Below are 19766 nucleotides of genomic sequence, written 5' to 3' on the forward strand. Positions count from 1 at the left end.
CAACCGCACTTCTTTCCCGCTTGGCGCGGTTATCCGCCCGGCATGGAGCGAGCAGCATGACTGAACATAACGTCCGTAACTTCAACATCAATTTCGGGCCGCAGCATCCTGCGGCGCACGGGGTTCTTCGTCTCGTGCTGGAGCTGGACGGCGAAATCGTCGAGCGCGTCGATCCGCATATCGGTCTTTTGCACCGCGGCACCGAGAAGCTGATCGAGAGCAAGACCTATCTGCAGGCGGTTCCCTATTTCGACCGCCTGGACTACGTCGCGCCGATGAACCAGGAACATGCTTTCGCGCTCGCCGTCGAAAAGCTTCTCGACATCCAGATCCCGATCCGCGGCCAGCTGATCCGCGTGCTCTATTCGGAAATCGGCCGCATCCTCTCGCATCTCCTCAACGTCACCACGCAGGCGATGGACGTCGGCGCTCTGACGCCGCCGCTCTGGGGTTTCGAAGAGCGCGAAAAGCTGATGGTGTTTTATGAGCGCGCCTCCGGCTCGCGCATGCATGCCGCCTATTTCCGTCCGGGCGGCGTCCATCAGGACCTGCCGCCGGAGCTGGTCGAGGATATCGGCAAGTGGTGCGATGAATTCCCGGAAAAGCTCGACGATATCGACGACCTGCTCACCGGCAATCGCATCTTCAAGCAGCGCAACGTCGATATCGGCGTCGTCAAGCTCGAGGACGCCTGGGCCTGGGGTTTCTCGGGCGTCATGGTGCGCGGTTCGGGCGCTGCCTGGGACCTGCGCCGCTCGCAGCCCTACGAGTGCTATTCGGACATGGAATTCGACATCCCGATCGGCAAGAACGGCGACTGCTACGACCGTTACCTGATCCGCATGATCGAGATGCGCGAATCGGTGAAGATCATGAAGCAGTGCGTCAACCGCCTGCTCGGCGATGCCAGGACCGGCCCGTTCTCGTCCACGGACGGCAAGGTCGTGCCGCCGAAGCGTGGCGAGATGAAGCGGTCGATGGAAGCGCTGATCCACCACTTCAAGCTTTACACCGAAGGCTATCACGTGCCGGCGGGCGAGGTTTATGCAGCCGTCGAGGCGCCAAAGGGCGAGTTCGGCGTCTTCCTGGTCGCCGACGGCACCAACAAGCCGTATCGCTGCAAGATCCGCGCGCCGGGCTATGCGCATCTCCAGGCCATGGATTTCATCTGTCGGGGACACCAGCTCGCCGACGTTTCGGCGGTGCTCGGTTCGCTCGACATCGTCTTCGGTGAGGTGGACCGCTGATGCTCCGCGCTGTCGTTTTCGCTGGCCTTCTGTCTGCTGCCCCGGTTGCGTTCGCGCAGCAGGCTCAGACGGACGGCGCGATTTCGACGCAAGCCGGCGGATCGAAATCGATGCGCGATCTCCTGTCCGAAGGATATGAGATCAAGACCTCCGTTCCCAGTGGAACAAAGTTCATAGTGTTCATGCAGAAAGACAAGTCTGCCTATGCCTGCGAATTCGTGTCGCTCACGAAATCGCGGTGTGGATCCATAAACTGATAAGGCGTGGAAAAGAATGTCCGTTCGTCGATTAGCCGAAGACCAGGTGCAGCCGGCAATATTCGCCTTCAATGACGAGAATTCCGTCTGGGCCGAGGCAACGATCAGGAAATATCCGGCGGGCCGGCAGCAATCGGCTGTCATCCCGCTTCTGATGCGGGCGCAGGAGCAGGACGGCTGGGTGACCCGCGCGGCGATCGAGTTCGTCGCCAACCAGCTCGACATGCCCTATATCCGCGTCCTCGAAGTCGCCACCTTCTACACGCAGTTCCAGCTGAAGCCGGTCGGCACCCGCGCCCATATCCAGGTCTGCGGCACCACCCCCTGCATGCTGCGCGGCGCCGAAGACCTGATGAAGGTCTGTCAGCACAAGATCCATCACGACCCGTTCGCGCTCAACGCCGACGGCACGCTGTCGTGGGAAGAGGTCGAGTGTCAGGGCGCCTGCGTCAACGCGCCGATGGTCATCATCTTCAAGGATGCCTATGAGGATCTGACGCCTGAGCGCCTCGAAGAGATCATCGATGCTTTCGAGGCCGGCAAGGGCCACGAGGTGAAGCCCGGCCCGCAGATCGACCGCATCTTCTCGGCCCCCGAGGGCGGACCGCAGACGTTGAACGACGAGATCAGGCCGGTTCGCACCAATCTAGACCCGCATCCGAACGCCGAAGAGGTTGCTGCCGCTGCAAGCGTCCCGCCGGCCGATGCCGGTCGTCCGAAGGATACGGCGCCGGAGACGGACCCGAAACTGAAGACCCCCGTCACCGCTCCCGAGGCTGCCGCCGCGAATGCCAAGGCCGCGGAGCAGCAGCCCCTCTCGGCGACCGCCAAGAGCAAATCGGCTCCGAAGACGCCCGGCAGCGCCGCAGAAGGCGCCCCGCCGGAAGAGGGCGCGGTCTCCGGGGACTTGAAGCCGAAGCGCACGCGGCGCAAGACCACGACCGAGGGCGAGGCGTGAGACTAGAGAATTTGTGTGCGGCCTTTGAAAAAGGCTGCATTATATCGACTGACAACCGGCGTAATCGCTACGGACTTGTGGAATAGATCATGTTGAAAGATCAGGATCGCATCTTTACCAATATCTACGGCCTCAAGGACAAGTCCCTGAAGGGCGCGATGAGCCGTGGCCATTGGGACGGCACCAAGGAAATCATCGAGAAGGGCCGGGACTGGATCATCAACGAGATGAAGGCGTCCGGCCTTCGCGGTCGTGGTGGTGCTGGCTTCCCGACCGGCCTCAAGTGGTCCTTCATGCCGAAGGAATCGGACGGCCGTCCGCATTACCTCGTGGTCAATGCCGACGAATCCGAGCCCGGCACCTGCAAGGACCGCGAAATCATGCGCCACGATCCGCATACGCTGATCGAAGGCTGCGTGATCGCCGGTTTCGCCATGGGTGCCCATACCGCCTATATCTACGTGCGCGGCGAATACATGCGCGAACGCGAGGCGCTGCAGGCGGCGATCGACGAGTGCTATGATTTCGGCCTGCTCGGCGGCAACAACAAGCTTGGCTGGGATTTCGACATCTACGTCCATCACGGCGCCGGTGCCTATATCTGCGGCGAAGAGACCGCGCTGCTCGAAAGCCTCGAAGGCAAGAAGGGCCAGCCGCGCCTTAAACCCCCGTTCCCGGCAAACATGGGCCTCTATGGCTGCCCGACGACGGTCAACAACGTCGAATCGATCGCCGTTGCCCCGACCATCCTGCGCCGCGGCGCCGGCTGGTTCTCGTCCATGGGCCGTCCGAACAATGTCGGCACCAAGCTGTTCATGCTCTCCGGCCACGTCAACAAGCCGTGCACCGTCGAAGAAGTGATGGGCATCACCTTCCGCGAACTGGTCGACAAGCATGCCGGCGGCATCCGCGGCGGCTGGGACAATCTGCTGGCGGTCATTCCGGGCGGCGCATCCTGCCCGATCGTACCGGCCAAGGACATCATGGACTGCCAGATGGATTTCGACGGCCTGCGCGCCGTCGGCTCCTCCTTCGGCACGGCCGGCGCCATCGTCATGGACAAGTCCACCGACGTCATCAAGGCGATCGCCCGTATCTCGGCCTTCTTCAAGCACGAGAGCTGCGGCCAGTGCACGCCGTGCCGCGAAGGCACGGGCTGGATGTGGCGCGTGCTCGAGCGCATGGTCAAGGGCAATGCCCAGAAGCGCGAAATCGACATGCTGTTCCAGGTGACCAAGCAGATCGAAGGTCACACCATCTGCGCGCTCGGCGATGCGGCGGCCTGGCCTGTCCAGGGCCTGATCCGGCATTTCCGTCCCGAGATCGAGGCGCGTATCGACCAGTATACCCGAAACGCGACGGCACATGGCGCCGTCCTGGAAGCTGCGGAGTAGCCACGTGACCAAGTCGGGCAAAGAGCATGAAGGGGAGGCGGCGGATCGTCCGGCGCTCGATCCCGCGCGCGTGTCCGATTTTTCCGAGGCGATGAAGCTCAATCCGCTGATGGCGAACATGGCGGCTGCAACGGCGATCAGCTTCGGCATCGCCAGCCAGATGGCCGGTGCCTTCTTTGGCGCGCTGCAGGGCGCGATGGAAGCAGGCAATCGCCAGAAGGCCGCCGGCGAAGCTCCTTCCGCCGAGGTCCCGGCTGAAGCGTCCATGGCTACTGAAACGCCGGCTCCAGCACAGGCGCCGGTCGCCGCGGCCGTAGCCGCGGAGCCTGTACCTGCCGCTGAAAAGCCGAAGCCAAAAGCGGCCGCACCGGCACCCAAGGCTGCAGTGACGGCGACGAAGACCAAACCGGCCACGAAGCCGGCCGTCAAGGCCAAGGTTGCGACGGCGAAGACCGTGCCTCCGAAGGCTCCGGCAAAGCCGGCGGTCGAGGCGAGGGCGGTCAAGGCGTCCAAGGCGAAGGTGACCAAGGCCAAGGCACTTGGCGGCGGCGATCTGAAGCAGATTTCGGGCATCGGTCCGAAGCTGGTGGAAGTGCTGAATGGCTTGGGCGTCACGAACCTGGCGCAGGTCGCTGCCTGGGGCGAAGCCGATATCGCCCGCTTCGACAGCGAATTGGGATTGAACGGACGCATTGGCCGCGACGATTGGGTCGGCCAGGCGAAAGCTCTGTTGAAATAAAAGAATATGTCCCCGAGTCGCCTGACCCCCAGGAGACCCAAGGATGGAACTAAGGACGCAAGTGAGACGATGGTTAAGCTGAAGGTTGACGGCAAAGAGGTCGAGGTTCCGGATCATTTCACGCTGCTCCAGGCGTGCGAGGAAGCCGGCGCCGAGGTCCCGCGCTTTTGTTTCCACGAACGTCTTTCGGTTGCCGGCAATTGCCGCATGTGCCTGATCGAGGTGAAGGGCGGACCGCCGAAGCCGGCAGCCTCCTGCGCCATGGGCGTGCGCGACATCCGCGGCGGCCCGAACGGCGAACTGCCGGAAGTCTTCACCAACACGCCGATGGTCAAGAAGGCCCGCGAAGGCGTGATGGAATTCCTGCTGATCAACCATCCGCTGGATTGCCCGATCTGCGACCAGGGCGGCGAGTGCGACCTGCAGGACCAGGCGATGGCCTTCGGCATCGACAGTTCGCGCTATACGGAAAACAAGCGCGCCGTCGAGGACAAGTATATCGGCCCGCTGGTCAAGACCGTGATGAACCGCTGCATCCACTGCACGCGCTGTGTCCGCTTCACCACCGAAGTCGGCGGCATTTCCGAACTCGGCCTGATCGGCCGCGGCGAGGATGCCGAGATCACCACCTATCTCGAAAGCGCCATGACGTCGGAACTGCAGGGCAATGTCATCGACCTATGCCCGGTCGGTGCGCTGACCTCGCGCCCCTTCGCCTTCACCGCCCGTCCGTGGGAACTGAACAAGGCCGAATCGATCGACGTCATGGACGCCGTCGGCTCGGCGATCCGCGTCGATACCCGCGGCCGCGAAGTGATGCGCATCATGCCGCGCGTCAACGAGCAGGTGAACGAGGAGTGGATTTCCGACAAGACCCGCTTCATCTGGGACGGACTGAAGACCCAGCGCCTCGACCGGCCTTACGTCCGAAAGAATGGCCGCCTTCAGGCTGCCTCCTGGGGCGAAGCCTTCGGCGCCATCAAGGCCGCCGTTTCCGGCACTTCGGCAGCCAAGATCGGCGCGATTGCCGGCGATCTGGCCTCGGTCGAGGAAATGTACGCTTTGAAGGAGCTGATCCGGTCGCTCGGCTCGGAAAACCTCGACTGTCGCCAGGACGGGACGGCGCTTGATCCGTCGCTCGGCCGCGCAAGCTACCTCTTCAACCCGACGATCGAGGGCATCGAACAGGCCGGCGCTCTGCTTCTGATCGGTGCCAATCCGCGCCTCGAGGCAGCTGTCCTCAACGCCCGCATCCGCAAGCGCTTCCGTCGCGGCAACTTCCCGATCGGCGTGATCGGCGAAGTCAGCGAACTGCGCTACGTCTACGACTATCTCGGTGCCGGCGCTGAAACGCTCTCCGATCTTGCTTCCGGCTCGAACGGCTTCGCCGACAAGCTGCGCGCAGCCAAGAACCCGATGATCATTGTAGGGCAGGGGGCTCTCTCCCGTCCGGATGGCGCGGCCATCCTCGCCGCCGCTGCCCAGCTTGCCGGTTCGGTCGGCGCGTTGACCGAAGAGTGGAACGGCTTTGCGGTTCTCCACACCGCCGCTGCCCGCGTCGGCGGCCTCGACCTCGGCTTCGTGCCTGGCGCCAACGGCGCCAATGCCGCCGCCCAGCTCGCCGGCATGGATGTTCTCTTCCTGCTCGGTGCCGACGAACTCGACTTCTCTAAGAAGGGTGCCAAGTTCACCGTCTATATCGGCAGCCACGGCGATGCCGGCGCGCACAATGCCGACGTCATTCTGCCGGGCGCTGCCTACACGGAAAAGTCGGGCACCTGGGTCAATACCGAAGGCCGTGTCCAGATGGGCAGCCGCGCCGGCTTCGCGCCGGGCGAGGCCCGCGAAGACTGGGCGATCATCCGCGCCCTTTCCGACGTGCTCGGAAGCAAGCTGCCGTTTGATTCGCTCAATGCTCTGCGCGCGAAACTCTACGCGGACTACCCGCATTTCGCCGCCATCGACGAGATTGCAACAGGCTCGGTGAACGAAATTGCCGCACTCGGCCAAAAAGCTGGTGCTATGACCAAGTCCGGGTTTGCGTCGCCGATCAAAGACTTCTATTTGACGAACCCGATCGCCCGCGCATCTGCCGTCATGGCTGAATGCTCGGCATTGGCCCGCAACAATTTCCAGGCTGCGGCGGAGTAATTTTGAACATGGATTCGTTCTTTTCCATCTACGTCTGGCCGGGCCTCGTCATGGTAGCGCAGTCGCTGTTGCTGCTGGTCTGCCTGCTCGTCTTCATCGCCTACATCCTGCTCGCCGACCGCAAGATCTGGGCAGCCGTCCAGCTGCGCCGCGGTCCGAATGTCGTCGGTCCCTTCGGTCTCTTTCAGTCCTTCGCCGACCTTTTGAAGTTCGTCTTCAAGGAGCCGGTCATTCCGGCCGGCGCCAACAAGGCCGTCTTCCTGCTCGCGCCGCTGGTTGCCGTGCTTCTGGCCCTGTCGACCTGGGCCGTGGTGCCGCTTGCGGACGGATGGGTGATCGCCAACATCAATGTCGGCATCCTCTATATCTTTGCGATCTCCTCGCTCGAAGTCTACGGCATCATCATGGGTGGCTGGGCTTCGAACTCGAAATACCCGTTCCTCGGTGCGCTCCGCTCGGCGGCGCAGATGGTCTCCTACGAGGTCTCGATCGGCTTCGTCATCGTCACCGTGCTGCTCTGCGTCGGGTCGCTGAACCTGACCGACATCGTCAACGCCCAGCATAACGGCCTCGGCACAATGATGGGCTTGCCCGCTTCCTTCCTGGATTGGCACTGGCTGGCGCTATTCCCGATGTTCGTGGTGTTCTTCATCTCGGCACTGGCCGAAACGAACCGCCCGCCCTTCGATCTTCCCGAAGCGGAATCGGAACTGGTTGCCGGCTTCATGGTCGAATACGGCTCTTCCCCGTACATGATGTTCATGCTCGGTGAATACGCAGCCGTCTGCCTTATGTGCGCGCTGACGACCATCCTGTTCCTCGGGGGCTGGTTGCCGCCGGTCGATATCTGGATCCTCAACTGGGTGCCGGGCATCGTCTGGTTCATGCTGAAGTCGATGCTCGTCTTCTTCATGTTCGCCATGGTGAAGGCCTTCGTACCGCGCTACCGCTACGACCAGCTCATGCGTCTCGGCTGGAAGATCTTCCTGCCGCTGTCGCTCGCCATGGTCGTCATCACCGCATTCGTGCTGAAGCTGATGGGATGGGCATGATCATGAACGTGTCCCCCAACGCTTCCGGCAGTATTGGAGAATAAACATGGCAAGTCTCGGCCAGGCCGTGAATTCGCTGTTCCTGAAGGAGTTCGTCGGGGCGTTCTTCCTGTCGATGCGCTACTTCTTCAAGCAGAAGGCGACGATCAACTATCCGTTCGAGAAGGGCCCCGTCTCTCCGCGTTTCCGCGGCGAGCATGCGTTGCGCCGTTATCCGAACGGCGAGGAGCGCTGCATCGCCTGCAAGCTGTGCGAGGCGATCTGTCCTGCCCAGGCGATCACCATCGAGGCAGGTCCCCGCCGCAACGACGGCACCCGCCGCACGGTGCGTTACGACATCGACATGGTGAAGTGCATCTATTGCGGCTTCTGTCAGGAAGCCTGCCCGGTCGATGCGATCGTCGAAGGCCCGAATTTCGAATTTTCGACCGAGACGCGCGAAGAACTCTATTTCGACAAGGCGCGTCTCTTGGAAAACGGCGACCGCTGGGAGCGCGAAATCGCTCGCAACATCGCAATCGACTCGCCCTACCGCTAAGGCGGGGTTATTTGTCCGGCGCCGCCCCCACTCAGCGGGCAGTGAGCCGGTGACATCTGGATGAAATGCCCGGCGCCTATCACAAGGCCGGGTTTCGACGGGTAGGGGCATTCGCCCCGATCCCGGTGAGGGACGAAAAGGCACCACGATGGGTCTGCAGGCAATCTTCTTTTATCTTTTCGCGTTCATCGCGGTGGCGTCGGCGTTCATGGTCATTTCGGCCAAGAACCCGGTACACTCGGTGCTGTTCCTCATCCTGGTCTTCTTCAACGCAGCCGGGCTCTTCCTGCTGACGGGTGCCGAGTTCCTGGCGATGATCCTGCTGGTCGTCTATATCGGTGCGGTCGCGGTCCTCTTCCTGTTCGTGGTCATGATGCTCGACATCGACTTCGCGGAACTGCGGTCGGGCGTGCTGCAATATGCCCCGATCGGCATATTGGTCGGCCTTATCGTGGCGGCGGAACTGGTGGTCGTCGTCGGCGGCAGCATCCTGACGCCCGAGGCCGCCAAGGCGATCACCATGCCGATCCCGAACCCGGCGAGCCGCACCAATACCGCCGCGCTCGGCGACGTGCTCTATACGAATTATGTCTACTTCTTCCAGATCGCCGGTCTGGTGCTGCTGGTGGCGATGATCGGCGCGATCGTGCTGACCCTTCGTCACCGCACCCACATCAAGCGGCAGGATATCTCCCAGCAGGTGGCCCGTACCCCCGCGACCGCTGTCGAAGTGGTCAAGGTCAAGCCGGGCCAGGGCGTCTGAAGCGGGAACAAGGAACAGACACATGGAAATCGGACTTTCCCACTATCTCACGGTCGGCGCCATCCTCTTCACGCTCGGCGTATTCGGCATCTTCCTGAACCGCAAGAACGTCATCATCATCCTGATGTCGGTGGAGCTCATCCTGCTCTCGGTCAACCTCAACATGGTGGCCTTCTCCTCCTTCCTGAACGACATCGTCGGCCAGGTTTTTGCATTGTTCATTCTGACCGTCGCGGCCGCCGAAGCCGCCATCGGTCTTGCAATTCTCGTCGTCTTCTACCGCAACCGCGGTTCGATCGCCGTCGAAGACGTCAATATGATGAAGGGCTGATCGGGTCATGATCTACAAGGCAATCGTCTTTCTTCCCCTGATCGGCTTCCTAGTCGCCGGCCTGTTTGGCCGCTCGATCGGCGCAAAGGCCTCCGAATACGTGACCAGCGGCCTGATGATCATCGCCGCCGTGCTCTCCTGGATCGTCTTCTTCAACGTCGCGCTCGCCCATGGCGAGGCAGGCGAGGTGATCAAGGTTCCGGTTATGCGCTGGATCCAGTCCGGCGGCATTGACGTCGAATGGGCCTTCCGCATCGACACGCTGACGGCCGTCATGTTCGTCGTCGTCAACACCGTCTCGACGCTCGTGCATGTCTATTCGATCGGCTACATGCACCACGATCCGCATCGCCCGCGTTTCTTCGCCTACCTGTCGCTGTTCACCTTCGCGATGCTGATGCTGATCACCTCGGACAACCTCGCCCAGATGTTCTTCGGCTGGGAAGGCGTCGGCCTGGCGTCCTACCTGCTGATCGGCTTCTGGTTCAAGAAGCCGTCCGCGTCGGCCGCCGCGATGAAGGCCTTCATCGTCAACCGCGTCGGCGACTTCGGTTTCGTGCTCGGCATTGCCGGCGTCTTCGTGCTGTTCGGCTCGATCAGCTTCGAGACGATCTTTGCGGCTGCCGCCACCTACCTGCCGCATGAAGGTGCTCCGGATGCGGCCCAGGCGGTGGTCAACATCTTCGGAATGTCGCTCGACAAGGCCAACGCCGTCACCGTCGTCTGCCTGCTCCTGTTCATGGGCGCGATGGGCAAGTCGGCGCAGTTCCTGCTGCACACCTGGCTACCGGACGCCATGGAAGGCCCGACCCCGGTCTCGGCGCTCATCCATGCCGCGACCATGGTCACCGCCGGCGTCTTCCTCGTCGCCCGCATGTCGCCGATCTTCGAACTGTCGCCCAACGCCCTGCTGGTGGTGACGATGGTTGGCGCGATCACCGCCTTCTTCGCGGCGACCGTCGGCCTCGTCCAGAACGACATCAAGCGCGTCATCGCCTATTCCACCTGCTCGCAGCTCGGCTACATGTTCGTGGCGCTTGGCGTCGGTGCCTATGGCGCGGCTATCTTCCACCTCTTCACGCACGCCTTCTTCAAGGCTCTCTTGTTCCTCGGCGCCGGCTCGGTCATCCATGCCGTCGATGGCGAGCAGGACATGCGCTACATGGGCGGCCTCAGGAAACACATCCCGATCACCTTCTGGATGATGACGATCGGCACACTGGCGCTGACCGGCGTCGGTATTCCGTTCACGCCGATCGGCTTTGCCGGCTTCTTCTCCAAGGACGTGATCATCGAAGCCGCCTATGCCTCGCATTCGCCGGTTTCGGGCTTCGCCTTCACGCTCCTGGTGATCGCCGCATTGTTCACCAGCTTCTATTCCTGGCGTCTTGCCTTCCTCACCTTCTTCGGCAAGCCGCGCGCGTCCGCCGACGTCATGCACCATGTGCATGAATCGCCGAGCGTCATGCTCGTTCCGCTCTACATCCTGGCGCTCGGCGCGGTTCTGGCCGGTGTCCTGTTCGAAGGTTACTTCTACGGCGAGGAATATCTCGAATTCTGGAAGGGCGCGCTGTTCACCTCCGAACATAACGAACTGCTGCACGAATTCCATCATGTGCCGGCGCTGGTGGCTCTCAGCCCCTTCATCGCAATGCTGATCGGTTTCGTCACCGCCTGGTACTTCTACATCAAGTCGCCCTCGACGCCCCGTCGTCTCGCCGCTTCGCAGAAGGTCCTCTACGAGTTCCTGCTCAACAAGTGGTATTTCGACGAGCTCTACGACTTCCTCTTCGTCCGTTCCGCCAAGGCGCTCGGCCGGTTCCTGTGGAAGAAGGGTGACATCGGCGTCATCGATACCTACGGCCCGAACGGCGTTGCCGCCCGCGTGGTCGACGTCACCAACCGGGTGGTCAAGCTGCAGTCCGGTTATCTCTATCATTATGCGTTCGCGATGCTGATCGGTATCGCCGCCCTCGTCACCTGGATGATGCTCGGGAGCTCAATCTAATGACCGACTGGCCAATTCTCTCGACGGTCACCTTCCTGCCGCTGGTCGGCGTGCTGTTGCTGCTTCTGACACGGGAAGACGGCCCCTTCGGGCGCCGCAACATCTTGAACGTCTCGCTGTTCACGACGGTCTTCACCTTCATCGTCTCGCTCTTCATCTGGATCGGCTTCGACAATTCGAACGCCGGCTTCCAGATGGTCGAAAAGCATAACTGGCTCGGCACCGGCATCTCCTACCATCTCGGTGTCGATGGCATTTCCATGCTGTTCGTCATCCTGACGACCTTCCTGATGCCGTTCTGCGTGCTTGCCAGCTGGAATACGATCGAAAAGCGCCTCAAGGAATACATGATCGCCTTCCTGCTTCTGGAAGTGGTCATGACCGGCGTCTTCGTGTCGCTCGACGTCGTGCTCTTCTACGTCTTCTTCGAAGCGACCCTCATCCCGATGTTCGTCATCATCGGCGTCTGGGGCGGCAAGGACCGCGTCTACGCATCCTACAAGTTTTTCCTCTACACGCTGCTCGGCTCGGTGCTGATGATGCTCGCCATCATGGCCATGTACTGGCAGTCTGGCACGACCGACATTACCGAACTCCTGAAATACGGCTTCCCGGCTGGCATGCAGACCTGGCTCTGGCTCGCCTGCTTCGCCGCCTTCTCGGTCAAGATGCCGATGTGGCCGGTGCATACCTGGCTTCCGGACGCGCACGTCCAGGCCCCGACCGCAGGTTCGGTCATCCTTGCCGGCGTCATGCTGAAGCTCGGCGGCTACGGGATGATCCGTTTCTCGCTCGCCATGTTCCCGATCGCGTCGGAGCATTTCGCGCCGCTGGTCTTCTCGCTGTCGGTCATCGCCATCATCTACACCTCGCTGGTGGCGATGATGCAGGACGACATCAAGAAGCTGATCGCCTATTCCTCCGTCGCCCATATGGGTTACGTGACCATGGGCATCTTCGCGGCCAACGTGCAGGGCTTGCAGGGTGCGATCTTCCAGATGCTGTCGCACGGCATCGTCTCCGGCGCGCTCTTCCTCTGTGTCGGCGTCGTTTACGACCGCCTCCATACCCGCGAGATCTCGGCCTATGGCGGCCTCGTCAACAACATGCCGAAATATGCCGTCGCCTTCATGATCTTCACCATGGCCAATGTCGGCCTGCCGGGCACGTCCGGCTTCGTCGGCGAATTCCTGACGATCATCGGCGTCTTCCGGGTCAATACCTGGGTCGCGCTCTTCGCCGCGACCGGCGTCATCCTCTCGGCTTCCTACGCGCTCTGGCTCTATCGCCGGGTGATCTTCGGGGCACTCGAGAAGGAAAGCCTGAAGGCCTTGCTCGACCTTTCCGGCCGCGAAAAGCTGATCCTCTATCCGCTGATCGCGATCACCATCTTCTACGGCTTCTTTCCGGCACCGATCTTCGATGCGACGGCAGCATCGGTGGATCTCGTGGTGAACAATTATTCCGCAGCCCTGGCAGCAGCGAAAACCCTTGCGCTCAATGCGCACTGAGACGGGACACGACTGGACATGACCGCTGAAATTCTCTCCCTAAGCCTGCAGCTCTCCATGCCGGAGATCATCCTGGCCGTGGGCGCGCTCGCTCTTCTGATGATCGGCGTCTTCTCCGGCGACAAGTCCGCGCCGACGGTGACGGGTCTTGCGGTGGCGCTGCTGGCCGTCGCTGGTCTCTGGCTGATCTTCATGCCCGGCGAGGGCGTGGCCTATGGCGGCGCCTTCAAGCTCGATGCCTTCGGCCGGTTCATGAAGGTGCTGGCGCTCATTGGTTCGATCACCGCCATGGTCATGTCGGTCGGTCATGCCAAGTCGGATCAGCTCAACCGTTTCGAGTTCCCGGTCCTGCTGGTGCTCTCGACGCTCGGCATGCTGCTGCTGATCTCCGCCAACGACCTGATCGCCTTCTATCTTGCGCTCGAATTGATGTCGCTGGCGCTCTATGTCATCGCCGCGTTCAATCGAGACAGCCTTCGTTCGACCGAAGCCGGCCTGAAATACTTCGTCCTCGGTGCGCTCTCCTCCGGCATGATGCTTTACGGCATGTCGCTGGTCTACGGCTTCACCGGCAATACCGGCTTCGAAGGCATCGCCAAGGTTCTCTCGGCCGAGACCCGTGGCCTGGGCCTGATCTTCGGCATGGTCTTCGTTCTGGCCGGCGCCTGCTTCAAGATTTCCGCCGTGCCGTTCCACATGTGGACGCCCGACGTCTACGAAGGCGCGCCGACCCCGGTCACCGCCTTCTTCGCGGCCGGCCCCAAGGTCGCCGCCATGGCGATCCTGGTGCGGATCGTCTCCGACGCCTTCCTGCCGATCATTGCCGACTGGCGCCAGATCATCGTCTTCGTGTCGATTGCCTCGATGCTGCTCGGCTCGTTTGCCGCGATCGGCCAGCGCAACATCAAGCGACTGATGGCCTATTCCTCGATCGGCCACATGGGCTATGCGCTGGTCGGCCTCGCGGCCGGCACCGAGACCGGCGTCTCCGGCGTCGTCCTCTACATGACCATCTACATGGTCATGACCTTGGGAACCTTTGCCTGCATCATGGCGATGCGCCGCAAGGAAGGCGGCAATGTCGAGAATGTCGATGATCTTGCCGGCCTGTCTTCCACCAAGCCGTTCATGGCCGTGGTGCTGACCGCGCTGATGTTCTCGATGGCCGGCATTCCGCCGCTGGCAGGCTTCTTCGCGAAATACTTCGTCTTCGTCGCGGCGATCGAAGCCAAGCTCTATGCGCTGGCGATCATCGGCGTGCTCTCCTCGGTCGTCGGCGCCTATTATTACCTGCGTATCGTGAAGCTGATGTGGTTCGATGAAGCCAAGGGCGAATTCGCCCGCATCTCCGGCGAACTGCGCCTGGTCTTCGGTCTCTCCGGCCTCTTCGTCGTTGCCTATGTGCTGATCGGCGGACCGATCGGTACGGCGGCGAGCGCGGCCGCCAAGTCCTTCTTCTGAGAATGCCGGGAGAAAGGGACCGTTTCTCGCTCGATGCGTTTCGCCACGAGGCGCTCGACGAAGTCGGATCCACCAATAGCGAATGTCTCGCCCGCGCTCGCGCGGGCGATCCCGGTTTGTTGTGGCTGACCGCGACACGCCAGCTCGCCGGCCGTGGTCGCCGTGGCCGGGCCTGGACGTCCGAACCTGGCAATCTCTACGCATCGCTGCTGCTGATCGATCCCGCGCCGCCGGAGCGCATCGGCTCGTTGCCGCTCGCGGTCGCCGTCGCCGTCCACGCCGCCGTCAGGTCCGTTCTGCCACCGGGCGGTGAACCGCTTGATGTCAAATGGCCGAACGATATCCTGATCGGCCGCAGGAAAACCTGCGGCATCCTGCTCGAAGGCGAAGGATTGCCGGACGGCCGCCGCGCGCTCGTCATCGGCATCGGCATCAATATCCGCCACATGCCTGACAGCGTAGCTTACGCGGTCACGCGGCTTGCCGACCACGGTGCCAACATCTCGCCAGATGAGCTTTTTGCGCATCTTTTCAGGGAGATGGCAGTGGTTCTGGGTATCTGGAATGAGGGTCGCGGCACGCCGGAGATCAGCCGGCGCTGGCGCGAGGTCGCCTGCGGTATCGGCGAAAAAATTACCGTGAACCTGCCGGATCGCTCGCTTGTTGGCACATTCGCAGGTATCGATGACAAAGGATTTCTACTGCTCGATACCGGACTGGGCGCGCTTACGCCGATCGCCGCCGGTGATGTATTCTTTCAAGGAATGGAATAGACAAAGAAAATGGCAAACCAAGAAGAACTGGTGTTTCTGCCGCTGGGCGGCGTGGGCGAGATCGGCATGAACCTCGCCCTCTACGGCTATGGAACGCCGGAGAAGCGCCAGTGGATCATGGTCGATTGCGGCGTGACCTTTCCCGGACCGGAATTGCCTGGCGTCGATCTCGTGCTGCCGGACATCCGCTTCCTCGCCAGCCAGCGCAACAATCTCAAGGCGATGATCATCACCCATGCGCATGAGGATCATTACGGCGCGATGAACGACCTCTGGCCGGGCCTCAACGTGCCCGTCTATGCCTCGCCGTTCACCGCCGGCATGCTGGAGGCGAAACGCGACTACGAAGGTTCGCGCGCCGAAATCCCGGTGACGATCTTCAAGGCCGGCGACCGCATCAATGTCGGCCCGTTCGAGATCGAGGCGGTCGGCGTCAATCATTCGATCCCGGAGCCGATGTCTCTGGTCATTCGCACCCCGCTCGGCAATGTCGTCCATACCGGCGACTGGAAGATCGACCATGCGCCGTCGCTCGGACCTTTCACCGACGAGGCGCGTTTCCGCAAGATCGGCGACGAGGGCGTCCTGGCGCTGATGTGTGACAGCACCAACTCCATGCGCGAGGGCGTCTCGCCCTCCGAGGAGGAAGTGTCGGAGGGCCTGCGCCAGATCATCGAGGCGGCCGAGGGCCGGGTGGCGATCACCACCTTCTCGTCGAATGTCGGCCGTATCCGCTCGATCGCGCAAGCCGCAGATGCTGCCGGCCGCGAAGTCCTGCTGCTCGGTTCTTCGCTGAAGCGCGTCGTCGGCGTCGCCCGCGATATCGGCATCATGGAGGGCCTGAAGCCGTTCATCGCCGAGGACGAATACGGCTATATCCCGCGCGACAAGATCGTTGTGATCCTGACCGGCAGCCAGGGCGAACCGCGCGCGGCGCTCGCCAAGATCGCCCGTGACGAGATGCGCCACGTGGCGCTGACCTCGGGCGATACGGTGGTCTTTTCCTCGCGCACCATTCCCGGCAACGAAAAGGCGATCCTCGAGATTAAGAACGGCCTGATTGAGCAGGGCATCAAGATCGTCACCGACAGCGACGCGCTTGTCCACGTCTCCGGCCACCCGCGCCGCAGCGAACTGGTGCAGATGTACGAATGGACCCGCCCGCAGATCCTCGTGCCCGTTCACGGCGAGGCGGCGCATCTGACCGCCCAGGCCGAGCTCGGCGCATCCGCGGGCATCAAGAGCATCCCTCGCGTTCGCAACGGCGATATTCTGCGCCTCGCGCCAGGCCCGGCCGAAGTGATCGGCGATGCGCCGCATGGCCGCATCTTCAAGGACGGCAAGCTGATCGGCGACTTCGAGGAAATGGGCATCGGCGACCGCCGCAAGCTCTCCTTCGTCGGCCACGTGTCGGTCAACGTCCTGCTCGACTCCCGCTATGACTTCGTGACCGATCCTGATCTTATCGCTTTCGGCCTGCCGGAATTCGACGACGAGGGCGAAGACATGGAGGATACGCTCTATGACGCCGTCCTCGGCGCCGTCGAGAGCATTCCGCGCGCCCGCCGCAAGGATCTCGACATGGTCCGCGAGGCGATCCGCCGCGCCGTCCGCTCCGCCGCCAACGAGGCCTGGGGCAAGAAACCGATCGTGACGGTGTTCGTTACGCGGCTCTGAGGGGCGGAAGCGGTGTTCGTTTTGGAATGAGAACGCCCGCCACGGTTCGATCTCCCCCTTGAGGGGGAGATGCCCGGCAGGGCAGAGTGGGGTAACCTCTCCTTATATTCATCGGCCACCTGATCTGCCGCACCGTCGCCACCCCCTCTGTCACCTTCGGTGACATCTCCCCCTCAAGGGGGGAGATCAAAGGGAGCCTCGCGGCCCCTTATGCGCTGAATTGAACTCGGGAGGACCCAACCATGCTCGGACGCGTAAACCACATCGCCATCGCCGTGCCGGATCTCGCCGCCGCGACCTCGACCTATCGCGACACGCTCGGCGCCCGCGTCTCGCAGGCGCAAGCCTTGCCCGAGCACGGCGTCACCGTGGTCTTCGTCGAGCTTCCCAACACCAAGGTGGAATTGCTCGAGCCGCTTGGGGCCAACTCCCCGATTGTGGCCTTCCTCGAGAAGAACCCGTCCGGCGGCATGCATCATATCTGCTACGAGGTGGAGGATATCATTGCTGCGCGCGACACGTTGAAGGCGGCCGGTGCGCGAGTGCTGGGAGACGGCAATCCGAAGACCGGGGCCCATGGAAAACCTGTGCTTTTCCTGCATCCCAAGGACTTCAACGGCACCTTGGTCGAGCTCGAACAGGTATGATTCCCACAGCTATGACATCACGTCACGGCCTGCAGGTTTGAGCTTGCCCGCCTTTCAGCCTATAAGGGCGCCAATTCTTCGAACCGGGATCGAGTCGATATCATGCCTCTTTTGACGGTCGCGGCCATCTATTTCATCATCTGGTGGACCGTGCTCTTCATCGTCCTTCCGCTCGGCTATCGCAGCCAGCAGGAAGATGGTGAAGTGACCAGCGGGACCGTGGAAAGCGCCCCGAGCAAGTTTCGCGGCGGACGCGTCGTGCTTTTGACGACGGTGATCTCGACACTGATTTATGCCGGCTACCACGTCGCATCCGTCTATTTCGGCGTCGGCATCGCCGATATTCCCGTCATCGTGCCGACCTTCGACTGAAGCGCGGCAATAAGGCAGGAGCGTCGGGCCTGTCATTTCCCTGTCATGATTTACGGGCATAGGAGCGTCGGCGAAGACGCTGCGCTGGCTGTTCTGCCGGCGAAAAAGCAAAAAAAAACAAGGCGGTTAAGCCTTGTTTCTAGTTTCGCGTGATCTGTAACCGTTACCGGGGCAGCGACAAGCGCGCCTAAGATCTGATCCTCCCAAGACTTGACCGCGAAATGGCAAGAATTTGAACTCCTTGCCTCTTTTGTGAGCTGAACCTAGCTCAAAGGATGTGCTTTGTCATCCGCTTTTTTTGTATTTTTGCTACACTTCGATAAAATTTTTCAGTTGACATAAATGTCGCACGTTTGCCACGAAATCCCCATTTTTAGCGGGTCTGCAGATGCCGGGTGTGTGATCATGACATCGTGCGATTCATGCGGGGGCGGGTTCCCTTGGAGCCCCGGAACGGCTATGTACCCTCGCCATATCACTGAAGAAACGGGCGATTCCTGGATTGAAGGATAGGCCCGGCAACTGCGGAAATCTCGATGCGCCTGTCCCGCTATTTTATGCCCATCCTGAAGGAAAACCCCAAGGAAGCGGAAATCGTGTCCCACCGGCTGATGCTGCGTGCCGGCATGGTCCGCCAGCAGAGCCAGGGCATCTATTCCTGGCTGCCGCTCGGCAAGCGCGTGCTCGACAAGGTCAACGCCATTATCCGCGAGGAACAGAACCGTGCCGGCGCCATCGAGGTGCTGATGCCGACGCTGCAGTCCGCCGAGCTCTGGCAGGAAAGCGGCCGCTACGATGCCTATGGCAAGGAAATGCTGCGCATCAAGGATCGCCAGGAGCGGCCGATGCTCTACGGCCCCACCAACGAGGAAATGATCACGGACATCTTCCGGTCCTACGTCAAATCCTACAAGAACCTGCCGCTCAACCTCTATCACATCCAGCTGAAGTTCCGCGACGAGATCCGCCCGCGCTTCGGCACCATGCGCTCGCGCGAGTTCCTGATGAAGGACGCCTACTCATTCGACCTGACCAAGGACGATGCCGAGCATTCCTATCGCAAGATGTTCACCGCCTACCTGCGCACCTTCGCGCGTCTGGGCCTGCGGGCGATCCCGATGCGTGCCGATACCGGCCCGATCGGCGGCAACCTGTCCCACGAGTTCATCATCCTGGCCGAGACCGGCGAGTCGGAAGTGTTTTCCCACAAGGATTTCGTCAATTTCGACATTCCCGGTACGGACACCAATTTCGATGATGTCGGGGCCATGCAGGCCGTGTTCGACAAGTGGACCTCGGTCTATGCGGCGACTTCGGAAATGCACGACGAGGAAGCCTTCAACGCCATCCCCGAGACCGACCGGCTGTCCGCCCGCGGCATCGAGGTTGGCCATATCTTCTATTTCGGCACCAAATATTCCGAGCCGATGGGCGCCAAGGTGCAGGGACCGGACGGCAAGGAACACCATGTCCACATGGGTTCCTACGGCATCGGCCCGACACGCCTTGTTCCCGCCATCATCGAAGCATCGCATGACGACAACGGAATCATCTGGCCGGCATCGGTCGCACCGTTCGACGTCGTGGTGATCAACATGAAGCCCGGCGACGAGGCCTGCGACCGGATCTGCGAAACGCTCTATGGCGGTCTCGAAACGATCGGCAAGGACGTGCTCTACGACGACACGGACGAGCGCGCCGGCACCAAGTTCGCGACCGCCGACCTGATCGGCGTGCCGGTCCAGGTGATTGTCGGACCCCGCTCCGCCGCAGGTGGCGAGGTGGAGGTCAAGGACCGCAAGACCGGCCAGCGCGAAACGCTGACCGTCGAGGCGGCCATGAACAGGCTCGCCGGCCGATAAGCCGGCAGGCCGCCGGAGCAATTCC

Annotated in this window: 18 protein-coding genes; all 18 read left to right on the forward strand. The window is 61.9% G+C overall.

The window, feature by feature from the left end; genetic code table 11:
• Positions 1 to 56: 56 nt before the first annotated feature.
• Positions 57 to 1247 carry an NADH-quinone oxidoreductase subunit D gene (locus ACSQ8R_RS05320; RefSeq protein WP_436252422.1) on the forward strand — a complete coding sequence of 397 codons (1191 nt, stop codon included), beginning with the start codon at positions 57 to 59 and terminating at the stop codon, positions 1245 to 1247.
• The gene (locus tag ACSQ8R_RS05325) at positions 1244 to 1504 is read left to right on the forward strand and encodes a hypothetical protein (protein ID WP_436255383.1); all 261 of its coding nucleotides are present in this window, start codon (positions 1244 to 1246) and stop codon (positions 1502 to 1504) included. The genes ACSQ8R_RS05320 and ACSQ8R_RS05325 overlap by 4 nt, the downstream gene beginning before the upstream one ends.
• 16 nt (positions 1505 to 1520) lie before the next feature.
• Positions 1521 to 2462: an NADH-quinone oxidoreductase subunit NuoE gene (nuoE, locus tag ACSQ8R_RS05330; RefSeq protein WP_436252423.1), complete on the forward strand. Its 942-nt coding sequence runs from the start codon at positions 1521 to 1523 to the stop codon at positions 2460 to 2462.
• A gap of 89 nt (positions 2463 to 2551) precedes the next feature.
• On the forward strand, positions 2552 to 3856 hold the full coding sequence (gene nuoF, locus ACSQ8R_RS05335; RefSeq protein WP_037080528.1) for an NADH-quinone oxidoreductase subunit NuoF: 1305 nt from the start codon (positions 2552 to 2554) through the stop codon (positions 3854 to 3856).
• A gap of 4 nt (positions 3857 to 3860) precedes the next feature.
• Positions 3861 to 4595: a 5' DNA nuclease gene (locus ACSQ8R_RS05340; RefSeq protein WP_436252424.1), complete on the forward strand. Its 735-nt coding sequence runs from the start codon at positions 3861 to 3863 to the stop codon at positions 4593 to 4595.
• A gap of 69 nt (positions 4596 to 4664) precedes the next feature.
• On the forward strand, positions 4665 to 6746 hold the full coding sequence (nuoG, locus tag ACSQ8R_RS05345) for an NADH-quinone oxidoreductase subunit NuoG (RefSeq protein ID WP_436252425.1): 2082 nt from the start codon (positions 4665 to 4667) through the stop codon (positions 6744 to 6746).
• 8 nt (positions 6747 to 6754) lie between these two features.
• Entirely contained in the window at positions 6755 to 7798 is a 1044-nt protein-coding gene (gene nuoH, locus ACSQ8R_RS05350; protein WP_436252426.1) for an NADH-quinone oxidoreductase subunit NuoH, read from the forward strand.
• Positions 7799 to 7844: 46 nt separating this feature from the next.
• Positions 7845 to 8336, forward strand: a complete 492-nt coding sequence (nuoI, locus tag ACSQ8R_RS05355; protein WP_113131579.1) for an NADH-quinone oxidoreductase subunit NuoI — start codon at positions 7845 to 7847, stop codon at positions 8334 to 8336.
• 148 nt (positions 8337 to 8484) lie between these two features.
• Positions 8485 to 9099 (forward strand): NADH-quinone oxidoreductase subunit J, encoded by a 615-nt coding sequence (locus ACSQ8R_RS05360; protein WP_436252427.1) that lies wholly within the window; start codon positions 8485 to 8487, stop codon positions 9097 to 9099.
• 22 nt (positions 9100 to 9121) lie between these two features.
• Complete coding sequence (gene nuoK / locus ACSQ8R_RS05365; protein ID WP_436252428.1) at positions 9122 to 9430, forward strand: NADH-quinone oxidoreductase subunit NuoK; 309 nt, start codon at positions 9122 to 9124, stop codon at positions 9428 to 9430.
• 7 nt (positions 9431 to 9437) lie between these two features.
• Positions 9438 to 11438 (forward strand): NADH-quinone oxidoreductase subunit L, encoded by a 2001-nt coding sequence (gene nuoL / locus ACSQ8R_RS05370; RefSeq protein ID WP_436252429.1) that lies wholly within the window; start codon positions 9438 to 9440, stop codon positions 11436 to 11438.
• Positions 11438 to 12949, forward strand: coding sequence for an NADH-quinone oxidoreductase subunit M (locus tag ACSQ8R_RS05375; protein WP_436252430.1), 1512 nt, complete (start codon positions 11438 to 11440; stop codon positions 12947 to 12949). The genes nuoL and ACSQ8R_RS05375 overlap by 1 nt, the downstream gene beginning before the upstream one ends.
• An 18-nt stretch (positions 12950 to 12967) precedes the next feature.
• Positions 12968 to 14410, forward strand: a complete 1443-nt coding sequence (nuoN, locus tag ACSQ8R_RS05380; protein ID WP_436252431.1) for an NADH-quinone oxidoreductase subunit NuoN — start codon at positions 12968 to 12970, stop codon at positions 14408 to 14410.
• 2 nt (positions 14411 to 14412) lie between these two features.
• The gene (locus tag ACSQ8R_RS05385) at positions 14413 to 15183 is read left to right on the forward strand and encodes a biotin--[acetyl-CoA-carboxylase] ligase (RefSeq protein WP_436252432.1); all 771 of its coding nucleotides are present in this window, start codon (positions 14413 to 14415) and stop codon (positions 15181 to 15183) included.
• A gap of 9 nt (positions 15184 to 15192) precedes the next feature.
• Positions 15193 to 16860 carry a ribonuclease J gene (locus ACSQ8R_RS05390; protein ID WP_436252433.1) on the forward strand — a complete coding sequence of 556 codons (1668 nt, stop codon included), beginning with the start codon at positions 15193 to 15195 and terminating at the stop codon, positions 16858 to 16860.
• A gap of 242 nt (positions 16861 to 17102) precedes the next feature.
• Positions 17103 to 17507, forward strand: a complete 405-nt coding sequence (gene mce, locus ACSQ8R_RS05395; RefSeq protein WP_436252434.1) for a methylmalonyl-CoA epimerase — start codon at positions 17103 to 17105, stop codon at positions 17505 to 17507.
• A 102-nt stretch (positions 17508 to 17609) separates the two neighbouring features.
• A complete protein-coding gene (locus ACSQ8R_RS05400; protein WP_436252435.1) occupies positions 17610 to 17879 on the forward strand; it encodes a DUF1467 family protein in 270 nt (89 codons plus the stop codon).
• A 536-nt stretch (positions 17880 to 18415) separates the two neighbouring features.
• Entirely contained in the window at positions 18416 to 19741 is a 1326-nt protein-coding gene (proS, locus tag ACSQ8R_RS05405; protein ID WP_436252436.1) for a proline--tRNA ligase, read from the forward strand.
• Positions 19742 to 19766: the final 25 nt, after the last annotated feature.

The sequence above is a fragment of the Neorhizobium sp. LjRoot104 genome (assembly GCF_964253725.1).
In the GTDB taxonomy this organism is placed as follows: domain Bacteria; phylum Pseudomonadota; class Alphaproteobacteria; order Rhizobiales; family Rhizobiaceae; genus Neorhizobium.